22 protein-coding genes are annotated in these 16,664 nt (G+C 60.4%); 19 read left to right on the plus strand and 3 right to left on the minus strand.

Annotated features, from left to right (window positions below):
• The 7 genes from DBR18_RS29675 to DBR18_RS21725 form a co-directional block, all read left to right on the plus strand.
• The coding region (locus DBR18_RS29675; RefSeq protein WP_256588839.1) for a hypothetical protein at window positions 1-101 on the plus strand (101 nt) is incomplete at its 5' end.
• A 107-nt stretch (window positions 102-208) separates the two neighbouring features.
• Window positions 209-1,108 (plus strand): energy transducer TonB, encoded by a 900-nt coding sequence (locus DBR18_RS21700; RefSeq protein WP_108591853.1) that lies wholly within the window; start codon window positions 209-211, stop codon window positions 1,106-1,108.
• A gap of 135 nt (window positions 1,109-1,243) precedes the next feature.
• On the plus strand, window positions 1,244-1,816 hold the full coding sequence (locus DBR18_RS21705; RefSeq protein ID WP_007964108.1) for a YqgE/AlgH family protein: 573 nt from the start codon (window positions 1,244-1,246) through the stop codon (window positions 1,814-1,816).
• The gene (ruvX, locus tag DBR18_RS21710; RefSeq protein ID WP_003229101.1) at window positions 1,816-2,253 is read left to right on the plus strand and encodes a Holliday junction resolvase RuvX; all 438 of its coding nucleotides are present in this window, start codon (window positions 1,816-1,818) and stop codon (window positions 2,251-2,253) included. Before DBR18_RS21705 ends, ruvX begins: the two co-directional genes overlap by 1 nt.
• 81 nt (window positions 2,254-2,334) lie before the next feature.
• On the plus strand, window positions 2,335-2,841 hold the full coding sequence (gene pyrR / locus DBR18_RS21715; protein ID WP_007964111.1) for a bifunctional pyr operon transcriptional regulator/uracil phosphoribosyltransferase PyrR: 507 nt from the start codon (window positions 2,335-2,337) through the stop codon (window positions 2,839-2,841).
• A 28-nt stretch (window positions 2,842-2,869) separates the two neighbouring features.
• On the plus strand, window positions 2,870-3,874 hold the full coding sequence (locus DBR18_RS21720) for an aspartate carbamoyltransferase catalytic subunit (protein ID WP_108591854.1): 1,005 nt from the start codon (window positions 2,870-2,872) through the stop codon (window positions 3,872-3,874).
• Window positions 3,871-5,142 carry a dihydroorotase gene (locus DBR18_RS21725; protein ID WP_108591855.1) on the plus strand — a complete coding sequence of 424 codons (1,272 nt, stop codon included), beginning with the start codon at window positions 3,871-3,873 and terminating at the stop codon, window positions 5,140-5,142. Before DBR18_RS21720 ends, DBR18_RS21725 begins: the two co-directional genes overlap by 4 nt.
• Window positions 5,143-5,319: 177 nt before the next feature.
• On the opposite strand, the gene DBR18_RS21730 is transcribed toward DBR18_RS21725, so the two are convergent.
• Window positions 5,320-5,751, minus strand: coding sequence for a TM2 domain-containing protein (locus DBR18_RS21730; protein ID WP_041063521.1), 432 nt, complete (start codon window positions 5,749-5,751; stop codon window positions 5,320-5,322).
• A gap of 248 nt (window positions 5,752-5,999) precedes the next feature.
• Here DBR18_RS21730 and DBR18_RS21735 point away from each other — a divergent pair, with 248 nt between their 5' ends.
• Window positions 6,000-6,626 (plus strand): C40 family peptidase, encoded by a 627-nt coding sequence (locus tag DBR18_RS21735; RefSeq protein WP_108591856.1) that lies wholly within the window; start codon window positions 6,000-6,002, stop codon window positions 6,624-6,626.
• Between the two features lie 84 nt (window positions 6,627-6,710).
• Here DBR18_RS21735 and DBR18_RS21740 read toward each other — a convergent pair whose 3' ends face one another.
• Window positions 6,711-7,745 (minus strand): type IV pilus twitching motility protein PilT, encoded by a 1,035-nt coding sequence (locus DBR18_RS21740; protein ID WP_003229114.1) that lies wholly within the window; start codon window positions 7,743-7,745, stop codon window positions 6,711-6,713.
• A 56-nt stretch (window positions 7,746-7,801) separates the two neighbouring features.
• Here DBR18_RS21740 and DBR18_RS21745 point away from each other — a divergent pair, with 56 nt between their 5' ends.
• From DBR18_RS21745 to DBR18_RS21795, 11 genes are all read left to right on the plus strand, one after another.
• Window positions 7,802-8,488: a YggS family pyridoxal phosphate-dependent enzyme gene (locus DBR18_RS21745; protein WP_108591857.1), complete on the plus strand. Its 687-nt coding sequence runs from the start codon at window positions 7,802-7,804 to the stop codon at window positions 8,486-8,488.
• Between the two features lie 28 nt (window positions 8,489-8,516).
• Window positions 8,517-9,335: a pyrroline-5-carboxylate reductase gene (gene proC, locus DBR18_RS21750; protein WP_108591858.1), complete on the plus strand. Its 819-nt coding sequence runs from the start codon at window positions 8,517-8,519 to the stop codon at window positions 9,333-9,335.
• A 24-nt stretch (window positions 9,336-9,359) separates the two neighbouring features.
• Complete coding sequence (locus DBR18_RS21755) at window positions 9,360-9,950, plus strand: YggT family protein (protein ID WP_108591859.1); 591 nt, start codon at window positions 9,360-9,362, stop codon at window positions 9,948-9,950.
• Window positions 9,947-10,240: a DUF167 domain-containing protein gene (locus DBR18_RS21760; RefSeq protein WP_108591860.1), complete on the plus strand. Its 294-nt coding sequence runs from the start codon at window positions 9,947-9,949 to the stop codon at window positions 10,238-10,240. The genes DBR18_RS21755 and DBR18_RS21760 overlap by 4 nt, the downstream gene beginning before the upstream one ends.
• 231 nt (window positions 10,241-10,471) lie before the next feature.
• Complete coding sequence (locus DBR18_RS21765; protein WP_007964119.1) at window positions 10,472-11,611, plus strand: homoserine O-acetyltransferase; 1,140 nt, start codon at window positions 10,472-10,474, stop codon at window positions 11,609-11,611.
• Window positions 11,612-11,618: 7 nt separating this feature from the next.
• The gene (gene metW, locus DBR18_RS21770; RefSeq protein WP_108591861.1) at window positions 11,619-12,239 is read left to right on the plus strand and encodes a methionine biosynthesis protein MetW; all 621 of its coding nucleotides are present in this window, start codon (window positions 11,619-11,621) and stop codon (window positions 12,237-12,239) included.
• 26 nt (window positions 12,240-12,265) lie between these two features.
• Window positions 12,266-12,700: a DUF4426 domain-containing protein gene (locus tag DBR18_RS21775; protein ID WP_108591862.1), complete on the plus strand. Its 435-nt coding sequence runs from the start codon at window positions 12,266-12,268 to the stop codon at window positions 12,698-12,700.
• Window positions 12,697-13,293 (plus strand): RdgB/HAM1 family non-canonical purine NTP pyrophosphatase, encoded by a 597-nt coding sequence (rdgB, locus tag DBR18_RS21780; protein ID WP_108591863.1) that lies wholly within the window; start codon window positions 12,697-12,699, stop codon window positions 13,291-13,293. Before DBR18_RS21775 ends, rdgB begins: the two co-directional genes overlap by 4 nt.
• Window positions 13,290-14,495 (plus strand): radical SAM family heme chaperone HemW, encoded by a 1,206-nt coding sequence (gene hemW, locus DBR18_RS21785; protein ID WP_007964125.1) that lies wholly within the window; start codon window positions 13,290-13,292, stop codon window positions 14,493-14,495. Before rdgB ends, hemW begins: the two co-directional genes overlap by 4 nt.
• Window positions 14,496-14,523: 28 nt before the next feature.
• A complete protein-coding gene (locus DBR18_RS21790; RefSeq protein WP_003229134.1) occupies window positions 14,524-14,847 on the plus strand; it encodes a DUF3392 domain-containing protein in 324 nt (107 codons plus the stop codon).
• Between the two features lie 92 nt (window positions 14,848-14,939).
• Entirely contained in the window at window positions 14,940-15,746 is an 807-nt protein-coding gene (locus tag DBR18_RS21795) for a pentapeptide repeat-containing protein (protein ID WP_108591864.1), read from the plus strand.
• A gap of 187 nt (window positions 15,747-15,933) precedes the next feature.
• Here the strand turns inward: DBR18_RS21795 and trmB are convergent, their stop codons facing one another.
• Window positions 15,934-16,659, minus strand: a complete 726-nt coding sequence (gene trmB, locus DBR18_RS21800; RefSeq protein WP_108591865.1) for a tRNA (guanosine(46)-N7)-methyltransferase TrmB — start codon at window positions 16,657-16,659, stop codon at window positions 15,934-15,936.
• Between the last annotated feature and the right edge of the window lie 5 nt (window positions 16,660-16,664).

The following is a 16,664-nucleotide window of genomic DNA, read 5'->3' on the forward strand; positions in this document are numbered from 1 at the left end:
TCCGCGAAATCGACAATGCTTTCGGCACCGACATCGGCGGCATGCTGATGGATGCGATCGACAAGAAGCTGCAAGCCGCCGGCAAAAAGCCGCAAGCTTGACGTGTGTCACATGCAGCTTGTCGCTTGAAGCGTGAAGCCCAAGGCGTGAAACCAACATTGCGTTATCATGCGCAGCCTCTGAAAAACGCGATGTTGGTTTTCTTGTCATGACCCTCCCGTCCGATCTGCCCGCAGAACTCGCCCATCGTGGCGTGCGCCCGGCCGATCGCCTCGGATTTACCCTGTTTCTGGCGGCGCTGATTCATTTGGCGCTGCTGCTGGGTGTCGGCTTCACCATGGTCGAGCCCAGGCAGATCAGCAAAACCCTGGAAATTACCCTCGCCACCTTCAAGAGCGAAACCAAGCCGAAAAAGGCTGATTTCCTCGCTCAGGAAAACCAGGAAGGCAGCGGCACGCTGGACAAGAAGGCGATCCCCAAGACCACTGAGGTTGCGCCGTTCCAGGACAATCAGGTCAAGAAGGTCACCCCGCCACCGGCCGCCAAGCCGGAAGTCCGCGAAGCGGCGCCCAAGGCTGCGGTGACCACGGTGGCGCCGAAACAGCAAAAGGCGCCGACCAAGAAAGAAGAAACCAAGACCGAAACCAAACCTGCGGTCAACGCGCCGACGTTCGACAGCTCGCAGCTGTCCAGCGACATCGCCAGCCTCGAAGCGGAACTGGCCAACGAACAACAGCTGTACGCCAAACGCCCGCGCATTCACCGCTTGAGCGCGGCCTCGACGATGCGCGACAAGGGCGCCTGGTACAAGGATGACTGGCGCAAGAAGGTCGAGCGCATCGGCAACCTCAATTACCCGGAAGAAGCGCGCCGCAAGCAGATCTACGGCAACCTGCGCCTGATGGTCTCGATCAACCGCGACGGCTCGCTGTATGAAGTGCTGGTGCTGGAATCCTCCGGCCAGCCGCTGCTGGATCAGGCGGCGCAGCGCATCGTCCGGCTGGCGGCACCGTTTGCGCCGTTTACCGGCGATTTGTCGGATATCGACCGACTGGAAATTATCCGCACCTGGAAATTCGCCCGGGGCGACAAGCTGTCCAGCAATTAAGAGCAAAATCAAAAGATCGCAGCCTTCGGCAGCTCCTACATTTGCCCCGCATTCCTCTGTAGGAGCTGCCGAAGGCTGCGATCTTTTGGCGGCTTCAGCTTGTCAGTTCGCCCCTTGAACGCCACACTATCGCTCATGAAAAACGTCAGCCCCAGCTACCTCAAGCATCATTTCCTGATCGCCATGCCGCACATGGCCGACCCGAACTTTGCCCACACCTTGACCTACATCGTCGAGCACACGGCCAATGGCGCCATGGGGCTGGTGGTCAATCGACCGCAAGAGCTGAATCTGGCTGACATCCTCGAGCAGTTGCGCCCGGACATCGATCCGCCAGCGCTCTGCCAGCATGTGCCGATCTTCATTGGTGGCCCGGTGCAGACCGATCGCGGTTTCGTCCTGCACCCGTCGGGCAAGACCTTTCAGGCCACCGTCGAGCTGGACGGTGATCTGGCGCTGTCCACCTCGCAGGACGTGCTGTTCGCCATCGCCGACGGCGTAGGTCCGGCGAAAAGCGTGATCGCCCTTGGTTACGCCGGTTGGGAAGCCGGGCAACTGGAAGCCGAGCTGGCCGACAACGCCTGGCTGACCTGCCCGTACGACGCCGACATCCTGTTCAACACCAGCAGCGAACTGCGTCTGGAAGCGGCGGCACGGCATCTGGGGATCAACCTCAGCCTGCTGACCAGTCAGGCGGGGCACGCCTGATGGCCCTGCGCCTGATTCTCGGCTTCGACTACGGCACCAAACAGATCGGCGTTGCGGTCGGCCAGGTGATTACCGGCCAGGCTCGCGAGCTGTGCACCCTGAAAGCGCAGAACGGCGTACCCGACTGGAATCAGGTCGAAGCGCTGTTCAAGGAATGGAAACCTGACGCCGTGGTGGTCGGCCTGCCGCTGAACATGGATGGCACGCCCAGCGAAATGTGCCTGCGCGCCGAAAAATTCGCCCGTCGTCTCAATGGCCGCTTCAATGTGCCCTTCTATACCCACGACGAACGCCTGACCACTTTTGAAGCCAAGGGTGAACGACTGGTGCGCGGCGGGCAGAAAGGCAGTTACCGCGACAACCCGGTGGACGCCATCGCCGCCGCCCTGCTGCTGCAGGGCTGGCTCGATGAAAACACTGCATTGTTTGAATCCTGACAAGCGCTTCGGCGCTTTTCTTTTGGTTATAAACCCAGCCGCGTCCGGCAGGACGCGGCTCGGAATCACGAAGGAGCAACCATGAGCCTGCCCAATCCCGCCGATCTGATCAGCCAGATGGCGACCCGCCTCAAGGCGCACCTTGCACAGCGTGATATCAGCGAACCGCGTTACATCGGCATTCGCACTGGCGGCATCTGGGTCGCGCAGGCCCTGCTCAAGGAACTGGGCAGCGACGCGCCGCTGGGCACGCTGGATGTGTCCTTCTACCGCGACGACTTCAGCCAGAACGGCCTGCACCCGCAAGTGCGCCCCTCGGCCCTGCCTTTCGAGATCGAAGGCCAGCATCTGGTGCTGATCGACGACGTATTGATGAGCGGCCGGACCATCCGCGCCGCCATGAACGAACTGTTCGACTACGGCCGCCCGGCCAGCGTAACGCTGGTCTGCCTGCTGGACCTGGACGCCGGCGAGCTGCCGATCCGCCCGAACGTGGTCGGCGCGACCCTGTCGCTGGCCGCCAATGAGCGCGTGAAGCTGTCCGGCCCGGAGCCGCTGACGCTCGAACTGCAAGACCTGAATTCCTAACCCGCCCTTATTGAGAGTCCCCTTCGCGATGACGCCTCTAGATACCAAGCGCCCGCTGCAGCTCAATGATCAGGGCCAGCTGCGCCACTTCCTCTCGCTCGACGGCCTGCGCCGCGAGTTGCTGACGGAAATCCTCGACACTGCCGACTCGTTCCTCGAAGTCGGCGCCCGGGCGGTGAAGAAGGTCCCGTTGCTGCGCGGCAAGACCGTGTGCAACGTGTTCTTCGAAAACTCCACCCGCACCCGCACCACCTTCGAACTGGCGGCCCAGCGGCTGTCGGCGGACGTGATCACCCTGAACGTGTCGACCTCGTCGGCCAGCAAAGGTGAAACCCTGCTCGACACCCTGCGCAACCTCGAAGCCATGGCTGCCGACATGTTCGTCGTGCGCCACGGTGATTCCGGCGCCGCGCACTTCATCGCCGAACACGTCTGCCCGCAAGTCGCGATCATCAACGGCGGCGACGGCCGTCACGCGCACCCGACTCAGGGCATGCTCGACATGCTCACCATCCGTCGGCACAAGGGCGGTTTCGAAAACCTCTCGGTGGCGATCGTCGGCGACATCCTGCACTCGCGGGTGGCGCGCTCGAACATGCTCGCCCTGAAGACCCTCGGTTGCCAGGACATCCGCGTGATCGCGCCGAAGACCCTGCTGCCGATCGGCATCGAGCAGTACGGCGTCAAGGTCTACACCGACATGACCGAAGGCCTGAAAGACGTCGACGTGGTGATCATGCTGCGCCTGCAGCGTGAGCGCATGACCGGCGGCCTGTTGCCGAGTGAAGGCGAGTTCTATCGCCTGTTCGGCCTGACGACTGCGCGTCTGGCCGGTGCCAAACCCGATTGCATCGTCATGCACCCGGGGCCGATCAACCGTGGCGTGGAGATCGAATCGGCAGTGGCCGACGGCCCGCATTCGGTGATCCTCAATCAAGTCACCTACGGCATCGCCATCCGCATGGCTGTGTTGTCGATGGCCATGAGCGGGCAAACAGCGCAACGTCAATTCGAGCAGGAGAACGCCCAGTGAAGCTCAGCATTCTCGGCGCCCGCGTCATCGATCCGAGCAGCGGCCTGGATCAAATCACCGACATTCACGTTGAAGCCTGCAAGATCGTCGCCCTCGGCGCCGCGCCGGCCGGTTTCACCGCTGTGGAAACCATCGACGCCCAAGGCCTGGTTGCCGCGCCCGGGCTGGTCGATCTGAACGTCGCCCTGCGCGAGCCGGGTTACAGCCGCAAAGGCAGCATCGCCAGCGAAACCCGCGCGGCGGCGGCCGGCGGCGTGACCAGCCTGTGCTGCCCGCCGAAAACCAAACCGGTACTCGACACCTCGGCGGTGGCCGAACTGATCCTCGACCGCGCTCGTGAGGCCGGCAACACCAAAGTGTTCCCGATCGGCGCGCTGAGCAAAGGTCTGGACGGCGAACAATTGGCCGAGCTGGTGGCCCTGCGTGACGCCGGTTGCGTGGCGTTCGGCAATGGTCTGGAGAGTTTCCGCAACACCCGCACCCTGTGCCGGGCGCTGGAGTACGCGGCGACCTTCGACCTGACGGTGATTTTCAATTCGCAGGATCACGATCTGGCCGATGGCGGCCTGGCCCATGAAGGTGCGGTCGCCAGTTTCCTCGGCTTGCCGGGGATTCCGGAAACCGCGGAAACCGTGGCCCTGGCCCGCGATCTGCTGCTGGTCGAGCAGACCGGCGTGCGCGCGCATTTCAGCCAACTGACCAGCGCGCGCGGCGTGGCCCTGATCGCTCAGGCGCAGGCCCGTGGCTTGAAGGTCACGGCGGATGTCGCGCTGTATCAGCTGATTCTTACCGATGAAGCGTTGATCGACTTCAGCAGCCTTTATCACGTACAACCGCCGCTGCGCACCCGTGCCGACCGCGATGGCTTGCGCGAGGCAGTGAAGTCCGGTGTGGTGTCGGCCATCTCCAGCCATCACCAGCCACACGAGCGCGACGCCAAACTGGCACCGTTCGGCGCGACCGAGCCGGGCATCAGCAGTGTGGAATTGCTCCTGCCGCTGGCGATGACGCTGGTCGAGGATGGCTTGCTGGACCTGCCGACCCTGCTGGCGCGCCTGAGCGCTGGGCCTGCGGACGCGCTGCGTCTGCCGGTGGGCAAACTGGCGGTGGGCGGCGCGGCGGATATCGTGCTGTTCGACCCGAAAGCCTCCACCGTAGCCGGCGAAGGCTGGCGGTCGAAGGGCGAGAACTGCCCGTTCCTTGGGCACAGTTTGCCGGGTGTGGTGCGTTACACCTTGGTGGATGGACGGATCAGCCACCAGGCCTAAAAGCAAAAGATCGCAGCCTGCGGCAGCTCCTACAGGGAAAATGCATTCCACCTGTAGGAGCTGGCGAAGCCTGCGATCTTTTGATCTTCATCGCCCCATTCGCCAGCAGGCTGGCTCCCACAGGGGATCTGTGAACGACACAAATCCCCTGTGGGAGCCGGCCCTGCTAGCGAAGGCTTACTGAAACGCGCCGCGATTCTGCGCGTTGCGCACCGAGACCTGATCATTCAGCGTCCAGAAGTCATACAGCACCCCGACAAAGAACAACCCGCCGGTCAGCAGATACAGCAACCCGCTGATCCATTTGCCCTGGTACATCCGGTGCACGCCGAATACGCCCAGGAACGTCAGCAGAATCCACGCCACGTTGTATTCAATCGGCCCTGCGGTGAAACGCAGATCCGCCTCGCGATCCATTGCCGGGATCAGGAACACGTCGATCAGCCAGCCAATGCCCAGCAGACCGAAGGTGAAAAACCAGATCGTCCCGGTCACCGGTTTGCCGTAATAGAAGCGGTGAGCGCCGGTGAAACCAAAAATCCACAGCAGATAACCGATGATTTTGCTGTGCGTATCCTGCGGTGCAGCAACCTGCTGATAGCGGTTCATGAAGACCTCGATTCACACGATAGATAAATTTTCTTTAATTCTTTGTGACTTTTTTACATGTAGCCGACGTACGGCAAATGTTACCGTGTCGTCCGTCAAAGCCTTGTAGCACCGGACTTCTGTCCGACAATTGCGTCCATTTGCCGCTTGTTTGGTTCCGTTGCCCTCAGATGGAATCGACCAACGGCCTCGGAAGGGACAAAAAAGCTGTTATAAAGTTGCGCGCTAACACATAAGAGCCACGCCTAATGCGACCATTTTTCAAGACATGGCTAACCATCTGCCTATTAATGCCACTGGCCGCCCACGCCACCAATCGTGAGCAACGTCTTCCCAACGTCAACGGTTTCACCCCTAAATCCCATGCTTCGGCTCCTTCGAGCAAGAGCAGCAAACAAACGAAACACACCACGCTCGCCAGCAAGAGTCACGGCAAGCTGGTGCCACCGATGGCCAACAAGGAAAGCAGCAACGTCCTGAGCCGCGCGGTGAACGTCCTCGGTACTCCCTACCGTTGGGGCGGCAGCAGCCCAAGTAAAGGCTTCGACTGCAGCGGTCTGGTGAAATATGCGTTCAACGACGCGACCTTCGACCTGCCGCGCACGTCCAACGCCATGGCCAGCGGTCATGGCGAGAAAGTCGAGCGCAAGGATCTGAAGCCGGGCGACCTGATTTTCTTCAACATCAAGAGCCGTCGGGTCAACCACGTTGCCATCTACCTGGGCAACGACCGCTTCATCCACGCCCCGCGCCGTGGCAAAGCGGTGAGCATCGACACGCTGAACAAGCCGTACTGGGAACAGCATTACGTGGTTGCCAAGCGTGTGCTGCCGAAAGAACCGGCTGGCAAGCAGATGCGCGTGGTTCAACGCTAAAGATCAAAAGATCGCAGCCTTCGGCAGCTCCTACACAAATCACTGTAGGAGCTGCCGAAGGCTGCGATCTTTTGCTTTTGGCCTTTAGAAATTATCCGGCGTACGCGCTTTCTCTCGCGCATGCTCGCGGCTGATCAAGCCCTTGGTCACCAGTTCCTTCAGGCACATGTCGAGTGTCTGCATCCCCAACGACCCGCCGGTCTGAATCGCCGAATACATTTGCGCCACCTTGTCCTCGCGGATCAGGTTCCGGATCGCCGACGTTCCTAGCATGATCTCGTGCGCCGCCACCCGCCCGCCGCCGATCTTCTTGATCAGGGTCTGCGAGACCACCGCCAGCAACGATTCGGACAGCATCGAACGCACCATGGACTTCTCGTCACCCGGGAACACATCGACAACACGGTCGATGGTCTTGGCGGCCGACGTGGTGTGCAGCGTGCCGAACACCAGATGCCCGGTCTCGGCAGCGGTCAGCGCCAGACGGATGGTTTCCAGATCACGCATCTCGCCCACCAGAATCACGTCCGGGTCTTCGCGCAGCGCCGAACGCAGCGCGGTGGCGAAGCTGCGGGTATCGCGGTGGACTTCGCGCTGATTGATCAGGCATTTGCGCGATTCGTGAACGAACTCGATCGGGTCTTCGATGGTGAGAATGTGGTGATGGCGATGGGTGTTGAGGTAATCGATCATCGCCGCCAGCGTGGTGGATTTGCCGGAACCGGTCGGCCCGGTCACCAGCACCAGCCCGCGCGGCGCATCGGTGATCTTGCGAAACACGTCGCCCATGCCGAGGTCTTCCATGCTCAGCACTTTCGAGGGAATCGTGCGGAACACCGCGCCGGCGCCCCGGTTCTGGTTGAAGGCATTGACCCGAAAGCGTGCGACACCGGGAACTTCGAACGAGAAATCCGTTTCGAGGTGTTTCTCGAAGTCGACGCGCTGGGTGTCGTTCATGATGTCGTAGATCAATTCGTGCACTTGCTTGTGATCCAGCGCCGGCAGATTGATCCGCCGCACATCGCCATCCACGCGGATCATCGGCGGCAGACCGGCCGACAGGTGCAGGTCGGAAGCGCCCTGTTTGGCGCTGAAGGCCAGCAGTTCAGTGATATCCATAGCGTCCCTCAATTCCAGTAGAATGCCGCGAACCTTCAGACCGCCGGCGCCTCTTGATGTCCACGATAGCAGACAACATCCAACTGGTTAGTTCGCGCATCCAGGCTGCCACCGCAGCGGCCGGGCGCAGTGAAAATAGCGTGCAGTTGCTGGCGGTCAGCAAAACCAAACCCGCGCAGGACCTGCGTGAAGCCTACGCCGCCGGCCTGCGTGACTTTGGCGAGAACTATCTGCAGGAGGCCTTGGGCAAACAGCTCGAACTGGCCGACCTGCCCTTGATCTGGCACTTCATCGGCCCCATTCAATCGAACAAGACTCGCGCCATCGCCGAGCATTTCGACTGGGTGCACTCCGTGGATCGCCTGAAAATCGCCCAACGCCTGTCCGAACAGCGCCCGGCCGAGCTGCCGCCACTGAACATCTGCATTCAGGTCAACGTCAGCGGTGAGGCGAGCAAGTCCGGCTGCACCCCGGCCGACCTGCCGGCGCTGGCCGAGGCCATCAGCGCCCTGCCCCGGTTGAAGCTGCGCGGGCTGATGGCGATTCCCGAGCCGACCGAAGATCGCGCCGAACAAGATGCCGCTTTTGCTGCCGTGCAACGTTTGCAGGCGAGCCTGAATCTGCCGCTCGACACACTTTCCATGGGCATGAGCCACGACCTCGAGTCGGCCATCGCCCAGGGCGCCACCTGGGTTCGTATTGGTACGGCCCTGTTTGGCGCCAGAGATTACGGTCAGCAATGACCGACAGCCATCTGAAAAAGGACCTGACATGAGCAACACACGCATTGCCTTTATCGGTGCCGGCAACATGGCCGCCAGTCTGATCGGTGGCCTGCGGGCCAAGGGGCTGCAGGCCAGCCACATTCGCGCCAGCGATCCGGGCGAAGAGACTCGCCAGCGCGTCAGTGCCGAACACGGCATCGAAACCTTCGCCGACAACGCCCAGGCCATCGACGGCGTTGACGTGATCGTGCTGGCGGTCAAGCCACAGGCGATGAAAGCCGTGTGCGAAGCCATCCGTCCGAGCCTGAAACCGCATCAACTGGTGGTGTCGATTGCCGCCGGCATCACTTGCGCGAGCATGACCGCGTGGCTCGGCGAGCAGCCGATCGTGCGCTGCATGCCCAACACCCCGGCGCTGCTGCGTCAGGGCGTCAGCGGTTTGTATGCCACCAGCGAAGTGACCACCGAACAGCGTCAGCAGGCCGAAGAGCTGCTGTCCGCCGTGGGTATTGCGCTGTGGCTGAACGAAGAACAGCAACTCGATGCGGTGACCGCCGTCTCCGGCTCCGGCCCGGCGTATTTCTTCCTGCTGATCGAAGCGATGACCGCCGCTGGCGTCAAACTTGGCCTGCCACAGGAAATCGCCGAGCAACTGACCCTGCAAACGGCTCTGGGCGCCGCGCACATGGCAGTCTCCAGCGATGTCGACGCTGCCGAGCTGCGCCGCCGCGTGACGTCGCCAAATGGCACCACAGAGGCCGCCATCAAATCATTCCAGGCCAATGGTTTCGAAGCCCTGGTGGAAAAAGCACTCGGCGCCGCCGCGCACCGTTCGGCCGAAATGGCCGAGCAACTCGGTCGCTAACCAGCTCTTACAAAGGACTCAATAATGCTTGGTCTCAATGACGCTGCCATTTTCATCATCAAAACCCTGGGCAGCCTGTATCTGCTGATTGTTCTGATGCGCTTCATCCTGCAACTGGTTCGGGCGAATTTTTACAATCCGCTCTGCCAGTTCGTCGTCAAAGCCACCCAACCCCTGCTCAAGCCGCTGCGCCGGGTCATTCCGAGCATGTTCGGTCTGGACATGTCGTCGCTGGTACTGGCCCTGATCGTCCAGATGCTGTTGATGGCCGTGATCATTACGCTCAAAGGCTTTGCGGTCGACTGGCTGCTGCTGGTGCCGTGGTCGCTGATCGCACTGTTCTCGCTGTTCCTGAACATCCTGTTCTACGCGATGATCATCAGCGTGATCCTGTCCTGGGTTGCTCCCGGCAGCCATAACCCCGGCGCCGAGCTGGTCGCGCAGATCACTGAACCGGTGCTCGCGCCGTTTCGCCGGATCATCCCGAACCTGGGCGGTCTGGATATCTCGCCGATCTTCGCGTTCATCGTGATCCAGCTGCTGCAGAGCTGGCTGATCCCGCGCCTGGCCTACTTCGCCTACATGCCACCTGAGCTGCTGCGACTGATCGGGTGAGCTGGTTCCGTTGGGACGGGGACGACCTGATCCTCGAGTGTCACCTGCAACCGGCAGCCCGCAGCGATGATTTCGCCGGGCTGCACGGCGATCGCCTGAAGATCCGCCTGACCGCGCCGCCGGTCGAGGGCAAGGCCAATGCTTATTTGATGGGCTTTCTGGCCAAGGCTTTCGGGGTGTCCAAGACCCAGGTCAGCCTGCTCAGCGGCGAGCTGAACCGGCAGAAACGGATGAAGATCTGTTCGCCGAAGAAGCTGCCGGCATTGCCTGATCTGACGCGTCCAGCCTGATCCACTGTGGTGAGGGGATTTATCCCCGAAGGGTCGCGAAGCGGCCCCCTTGTTGTTGCCAACCCCTTTCTCTCGGCACGACCAAAGATTTCAGGGCCGCTGCGCAGCCCATCGGGGATAAATCCCCTCCCCACAAGGACTTCGTTCAATCAACGATCAGGCCTTATCGTTGCTTGCCGCTAACCCCCCCGGTCTTTAGACTTACGCCTCATTTCAACGAGAGCAGGGTCGATGCCAGCTGCCTTTCCCCCCGATTCTGTTGGTCTGGTGACGCCGCAAACGGCGCACTTCAGTGAACCTCTGGCCCTGGCCTGTGGCCGTTCGCTGCCCGCCTACGACCTGATCTACGAAACCTACGGCACGCTGAACGCGCAAGCGAGCAACGCCGTGCTGATCTGCCACGCCTTGTCCGGGCATCACCATGCCGCCGGCTATCACAGCGCCGACGACCGCAAACCCGGTTGGTGGGACAGCTGCATCGGCCCCGGCAAACCGATCGACACCAACAAGTTCTTCGTGGTCAGCCTGAACAATCTGGGCGGCTGCAATGGTTCCACCGGGCCGAGCAGCCTCAACCCGGAGACCGGCAAGCCGTTCGGCGCCGATTTCCCGGTACTCACCGTGGAAGACTGGGTGCACAGCCAGGCGCGTCTGGCTGACCTGCTCGGCATCCGTCAGTTCGCCGCCGTGATCGGCGGCAGTTTGGGCGGCATGCAGGCCTTGCAGTGGACCATCACCTACCCGGATCGCGTGCGTCACTGCCTGGCCATCGCCTCGGCCCCCAAGTTGTCGGCGCAGAACATTGCCTTCAACGAAGTGGCGCGTCAGGCGATCCTCACCGACCCCGAGTTCCACGGCGGTTCGTTCCAGGAAGCGGGCGTGATCCCCAAGCGCGGGCTGATGCTGGCGCGGATGGTCGGGCACATCACCTACCTGTCCGACGACTCGATGGGCGAGAAATTCGGCCGTGGCCTGAAGAGCGAAAAGCTCAACTACGACTTCCACAGTGTCGAGTTCCAGGTCGAAAGCTACCTGCGTTATCAGGGCGAAGAATTCTCCGGGCGCTTCGATGCCAACACTTATCTGTTGATGACCAAGGCGCTGGATTACTTCGATCCGGCGGCGAACTTCGACGATAACCTGGCGAAAACTTTCGAAAACGCCACGGCCAAGTTCTGCGTGATGTCGTTTACCACCGACTGGCGCTTCTCCCCGGCCCGCTCGCGAGAACTGGTGGACGCGCTGATGGCGGCACGCAAAGACGTGAGCTATCTGGAAATCGATGCGCCACAGGGCCACGACGCCTTCCTGATTCCGATCCCGCGTTATTTGCAGGCGTTCGGCAATTACATGAACCGAATTACGGTGTGAACAAGCCATGAGAGCTGATCTGGAAATCATCCAGGAATGGATCCCCGCCGGCAGCCGCGTGCTCGACCTCGGTTGCGGCGACGGCGAACTGCTGACCTGGCTGCGCGACAACAAACAGGTCACCGGTTATGGCCTGGAAAACGACGCCGACAACATTGCCGAGTGCGTGGCCAAGGGCATCAACGTCATCGAGCAGGACCTGGACAAGGGCCTGGGCAACTTCGCCAGCAACAGTTTCGACATCGTGGTCATGACCCAGGCCCTGCAGGCCGTGCATTACCCGGACAAGATCCTCGACGAAATGCTGCGGGTCGGTCGCCAGTGCATCATAACCTTCCCCAACTTCGGTCACTGGCGCTGCCGCTGGTATCTGGCGAGCAAGGGCCGCATGCCGGTGTCGGAGTTCCTGCCGTACACGTGGTACAACACGCCGAACATCCACTTCTGCACCTTCGAAGACTTTGAAGAACTTTGTCGCGAACGTGATGCAAAGGTCATTGATCGGCTTGCCGTGGATCAACAGCACCGTCACGGGTGGGCCAGTAAGCTATGGCCTAATCTGTTAGGTGAGATCGGTATCTACCGCGTGAGCAGTCCGGGCCTTGCAGATCACCGGATCGCGGTCTGAACCACGACATTTCGAGGAGAACGATCATGGGTCGTCTAGCCCTGTTGTTACTGACTGCCTGCCTGAGCGCCAGCGCCATGGCAGCGGACGTCATCAAAAGCGAGCGCCAGGAAACCTTCGGCGACGTGACGGTGCACTACAACACCTTCAACTCCACGTATTTGCAGCCGGACATCGCCAAAGCAGCCGAGCTGATCCGCAGCAAGAACCAGGGCGTGATCAATGTCTCGGTGATCAAGGACGGCAAACCGCTGATCGCCAACGTCACCGGCACGGTCAAAGACCTGACCAGCCAGAGCGTGCCGCTGAACTTCCGCCAGGTCACCGAACAGGGCGCGATCTACTACATCGCCCAATACCCGGTGGAACAACAGGAAACCCGCACCTTTGAAATCAAGGTGCAGAACGGCGACAAGATCAACACCATCAATTTCAACCAAGAACTTTTTCCCGGCGAATGATGAACATCAAGCAGCTCGTACTGGCCAGCCATAACGCCGGCAAACTCAAGGAACTCCAGGCCATGCTCGGCGACTCGGTGCAACTGCGCTCGATCGGCGAATGGAGCAAGGTCGAGCCGGAGGAAACCGGTCTGTCGTTCGTCGAGAACGCAATTCTCAAGGCGCGTAATGCCGCACGCATCTCCGGCCTGCCGGCGTTGGCCGACGATTCCGGTCTGGCGGTGGATTTCCTCGGCGGCGCACCGGGCATCTACTCGGCGCGTTATGCCGATGGCAAGGGCGATGCGGCGAACAATGCCAAACTGCTCGACGCCCTCAAAAAAGTGCCGCAAGCCGAGCGCGGCGCGCAGTTCGTCTGCGTGCTGGCACTGGTGCGCCACGCTGACGATCCGCTGCCGATCCTCTGCGAAGGTCTGTGGCACGGACGCATCCTGACCGCCGCCAGCGGCGAGCACGGTTTCGGCTACGACCCGCTGTTCTGGGTGCCGGAGCGAGACGTGTCCAGCGCCGAACTGAGCCCGGCCGACAAGAACCAGATCAGCCACCGCGCCCGTGCAATGGATCTGCTGCGCCAGCGTCTGGGCCTGAAATGACCGACAGCCACCCCGCGTCGTCGCTGATCATCGGCGGCGCCGCTTCTTCGCCTCGGGCGCCGCTGCCAACGCTGCCGCCCCTGGCGCTGTACATCCACATTCCGTGGTGTGTGCGCAAATGCCCGTATTGCGATTTCAACTCGCACACGGCCAGCCCGGTGCTGCCGGAAGAGGAATACGTCGACGCGTTGCTGGCTGACCTCGATCAGGACCTGCACGCGGTGTATGGCCGCGAAATCAGCTCGATCTTCTTCGGTGGCGGTACGCCGAGCCTGTTCAGCGCGCAAGCCCTCGGACGCCTGCTCAAAGGCGTCGAGCAGCGAATCCCGTTTGCGCACGACATCGAGATCACCCTGGAAGCCAATCCCGGCACCTTCGAGCAAGAGAAGTTCGTCGCGTACCGCAAGCTGGGAATCAATCGCCTGTCGATCGGCATCCAGAGCTTCCAGCAGCAGAAACTCGAAGCCCTCGGACGTATCCACAACGGCGACGAAGCGGTACGCGCGGCCGGTATGGCGCGCCAGGCCGGGTTCGATAACTTCAACCTCGACTTGATGCATGGCCTGCCCGACCAGTCGCTGGACGATGCCTTGAGCGATCTGCGCCAGGCGATTGAGCTAAAACCGACACACATCTCCTGGTATCAACTGACGCTGGAGCCGAACACGGTGTTCTGGAACCAGCCGCCGGTGCTGCCGGAAGACGATACGCTGTGGGACATTCAGGAAGCCGGGCAAGCGCTGCTGGCCGCGCACGGTTACGCGCAATACGAAGTCTCGGCCTATGCCCAGCCCGGGCGCCCGGCGCGGCACAACCTCAATTACTGGAGTTTCGGCGACTTCATCGGCATCGGTGCTGGCGCCCACGGCAAGCTCAGTCATCCGGACGGGCGCATCGTCCGCACCTGGAAGACACGCCTGCCGAAGGACTATCTCAACCCAGCCAAGAGTTTCCAGGCCGGCGAGAAAGCCCTGAGCAACGACGAGATGCCGTTCGAGTTCCTGATGAACGCTTTGCGTCTGACGGCAGGCGTGGAATCCCGCCTGTATCCCGAGCGCACCGGCCTGCCGCTGGAAAGTCTCGCCGAACACCGCCGCGAGGCCGAACAAAGCGGCCTGATGCAGGTCGAACCGTCACGTCTGGCGGCCACCGAGCGCGGACAACTGTTCCTCAACGACCTGCTGCAGAAATTTCTGAGCTGAGCCTGACGCCCGCCCCAAGGAAAAACCCATGGATTTGATACTCGACCTGCTCGCCACCGTGTCCCGCTGGAGCCGCAGCAACCTCTCGGAAATCGCCCTGGCCCTGGTGGGCTGCCTGCTGGTGCTGTTCGGCGCCGACTTCAAAGGCTGGGTCGAGCAACGTCTGGGCAGCATCGCCGGCGCTCTGCGCGTACCGCTGATGGCCCTGCTGTGCGTGATCGGCAGCGGCGCCGCGCTGATCTATGCGACGCCGTGGGTGGTCAAGGGCCTGAGCCAGTTCAACAACTACAGCCTGGCGCCAGTGTTGTTGGTGGTGCTCGTCCTTATCGGCGTCGTCGCTGACCGTCGCTAAAGAGCTGGGCTCTTGTAGAAAAACACCCATCAAAAAAATAACAAAACAAAAACCTAATCGCATCGAATAATGTAAGTCGGAGTTAGCAAAGAATGCGCACACCCGTAATAACCTTTGTTGTCTTCTCGATATGCATGATTCTAATTTCAGGATTTTGGCCCAATCTATCCTCAGTCGTGTTACCAAACACCACCTGGGGTCTTTATTCAAAAAAATTCTTCGAGGATTTATTGGTTGGCGCTCATGGCACAATCATTGACCTATTCGTGGTGGGTATCGTTCTTTACTGGTTTGAGCAGAGAACCCAAAGCCGCGAGCAGGCAGCTAAGAAAGAGTCTGAGCGGTCAAGCGCTATTACCCGACATAAAGAAGCTCTTGGAGATCTACGCTACTACAATGGCAGCGATGCACCTTATAGAACACTAAGCACAATGAAGCGCTTAATGGCTTTGAAGGTCCATGACTTCTCCTGCCCGGAAGCAAATTTAGCAGAAACCAACATAGAAGATTTTAGCTTTAAGAATGCAAATATGCATGCAGTAAACTTTTCTCACGCAAAACTTTCAAAAATTACTATGATTGATTGTGCTTGCGATGCAGGGATATTTACAAATTCAAAGCTGCAACATATATCACTGACTAATGTCAGCTTTAATCGTGCAAAATTTTGCGGAGCTGATTTGCCTGGAATAAATTTCACCAGCTGTTCCATACAACGTGCAGACTTCACAAATGCAAATCTAAAAAGTGCAGTTTTTAAAGGCGTGGACTGTAAGGGCGTAAATTTCACGAACGCGAACCTACGTTCAGCTAACTTCAAAGGCGCACAAAACCTCACGCAAGAAATGCTACAGACAGCAAAAAGCATCGAATACATAGTAATCGATGCTTTGCCTTAAAATTATAACGAGGAGGGAATCGAACCACTCTTCCTACCGCATAGCGGCAGTTAATGGATTAACATCAGCTTCCTGATGCGCACCACCCCGTAAGCCAAAAGGCCCCGTTAACAGCGCCAGCTCGTTGAGCTTCGATGCTACCTAGCCCGCTGAAGCATCGCAATTATTTTTTCTGCATCAGAAAATTCTAGGACTGTTTCTCGAACTTCAGATCCCACACGCCATGCCCCAGACGTTCGCCGCGGCGTTCGAACTTGGTAATCGGCCGTTCGGCCGGGCGCGGTACGCATTTGCCATCTTCGGCGAGGTTGCGGTAGCCCGGGGCAACGTTCATCACTTCCAGCATGTACTCGGCATACGGTTCCCAGTCGGTGGCCATGTGCAGGATGCCGCCAACCTTCAGCTTGCTGCGCACCAGTTCGGCGAAGGACGCCTGAACGATGCGACGCTTGTGGTGACGGCTCTTGTGCCATGGATCCGGGAAGAACAGCATCAGGCGATCGAGGCTGTTGTCGGCGATGCAGCGGTTGAGCACTTCGATCGCGTCGCAATCGTAGACCCGCAGGTTGGTCAGGCCCTGAGTCAGCACGCCATTGAGCAGCGCGCCAACACCCGGACGGTGCACTTCAACACCGATGAAGTCCTGATCCGGTGCCGCCGCGGCCATTTCCAGCAGCGAGTGGCCCATGCCGAAACCGATCTCCAGCGAGCGCGGTGCCGAACGGCCGAACACCTGATCGTAATCCACCGGCGCGTCGGCCAGCGGCAGGACGAACTTCGGCGCGCCCTGATCCAGGCCGCGCTGCTGGCCTTCGGTCATGCGCCCGGCGCGCATCACGAAACTCTTGATGCGGCGGTGTTGGCGCTCGTCGCCGTCTTCCGTCTGGAGAGGCGTGTCGTTCGATTCAGTCATCAATG

Origin of the sequence: Pseudomonas sp. HMWF021 (assembly GCF_003061005.1) — a bacterium.
Classification (GTDB): Bacteria; Pseudomonadota; Gammaproteobacteria; order Pseudomonadales; family Pseudomonadaceae; genus Aquipseudomonas.

Excerpts from the sequence above, each read along its gene's own strand:
- DBR18_RS21720 (WP_108591854.1), top strand. The coding sequence starts at position 2,870 with ATGACGCCTCTAGATACCAAGCGCCCGCTGCAGCTCAATGATCAGGGC.
- pyrR (WP_007964111.1), top strand. The coding sequence starts at position 2,335 with ATGAGCCTGCCCAATCCCGCCGATCTGATCAGCCAGATGGCGACCCGC.
- DBR18_RS21755 (WP_108591859.1), top strand. The coding sequence starts at position 9,360 with ATGCTTGGTCTCAATGACGCTGCCATTTTCATCATCAAAACCCTGGGC.
- DBR18_RS21700 (WP_108591853.1), top strand. The coding sequence starts at position 209 with ATGACCCTCCCGTCCGATCTGCCCGCAGAACTCGCCCATCGTGGCGTG.
- trmB (WP_108591865.1), bottom strand. The coding sequence starts at position 16,659 with ATGACTGAATCGAACGACACGCCTCTCCAGACGGAAGACGGCGACGAG.
- DBR18_RS21735 (WP_108591856.1), top strand. The coding sequence starts at position 6,000 with ATGCGACCATTTTTCAAGACATGGCTAACCATCTGCCTATTAATGCCA.
- DBR18_RS21745 (WP_108591857.1), top strand. The coding sequence starts at position 7,802 with ATGTCCACGATAGCAGACAACATCCAACTGGTTAGTTCGCGCATCCAG.
- DBR18_RS21795 (WP_108591864.1), top strand. The coding sequence starts at position 14,940 with ATGCGCACACCCGTAATAACCTTTGTTGTCTTCTCGATATGCATGATT.
- rdgB (WP_108591863.1), top strand. The coding sequence starts at position 12,697 with ATGATGAACATCAAGCAGCTCGTACTGGCCAGCCATAACGCCGGCAAA.
- proC (WP_108591858.1), top strand. The coding sequence starts at position 8,517 with ATGAGCAACACACGCATTGCCTTTATCGGTGCCGGCAACATGGCCGCC.
- DBR18_RS21790 (WP_003229134.1), top strand. The coding sequence starts at position 14,524 with ATGGATTTGATACTCGACCTGCTCGCCACCGTGTCCCGCTGGAGCCGC.
- DBR18_RS21740 (WP_003229114.1), bottom strand. The coding sequence starts at position 7,745 with ATGGATATCACTGAACTGCTGGCCTTCAGCGCCAAACAGGGCGCTTCC.
- hemW (WP_007964125.1), top strand. The coding sequence starts at position 13,290 with ATGACCGACAGCCACCCCGCGTCGTCGCTGATCATCGGCGGCGCCGCT.
- ruvX (WP_003229101.1), top strand. The coding sequence starts at position 1,816 with ATGGCCCTGCGCCTGATTCTCGGCTTCGACTACGGCACCAAACAGATC.
- DBR18_RS21765 (WP_007964119.1), top strand. The coding sequence starts at position 10,472 with ATGCCAGCTGCCTTTCCCCCCGATTCTGTTGGTCTGGTGACGCCGCAA.
- metW (WP_108591861.1), top strand. The coding sequence starts at position 11,619 with ATGAGAGCTGATCTGGAAATCATCCAGGAATGGATCCCCGCCGGCAGC.
- DBR18_RS21730 (WP_041063521.1), bottom strand. The coding sequence starts at position 5,751 with ATGAACCGCTATCAGCAGGTTGCTGCACCGCAGGATACGCACAGCAAA.
- DBR18_RS21775 (WP_108591862.1), top strand. The coding sequence starts at position 12,266 with ATGGGTCGTCTAGCCCTGTTGTTACTGACTGCCTGCCTGAGCGCCAGC.
- DBR18_RS21705 (WP_007964108.1), top strand. The coding sequence starts at position 1,244 with ATGAAAAACGTCAGCCCCAGCTACCTCAAGCATCATTTCCTGATCGCC.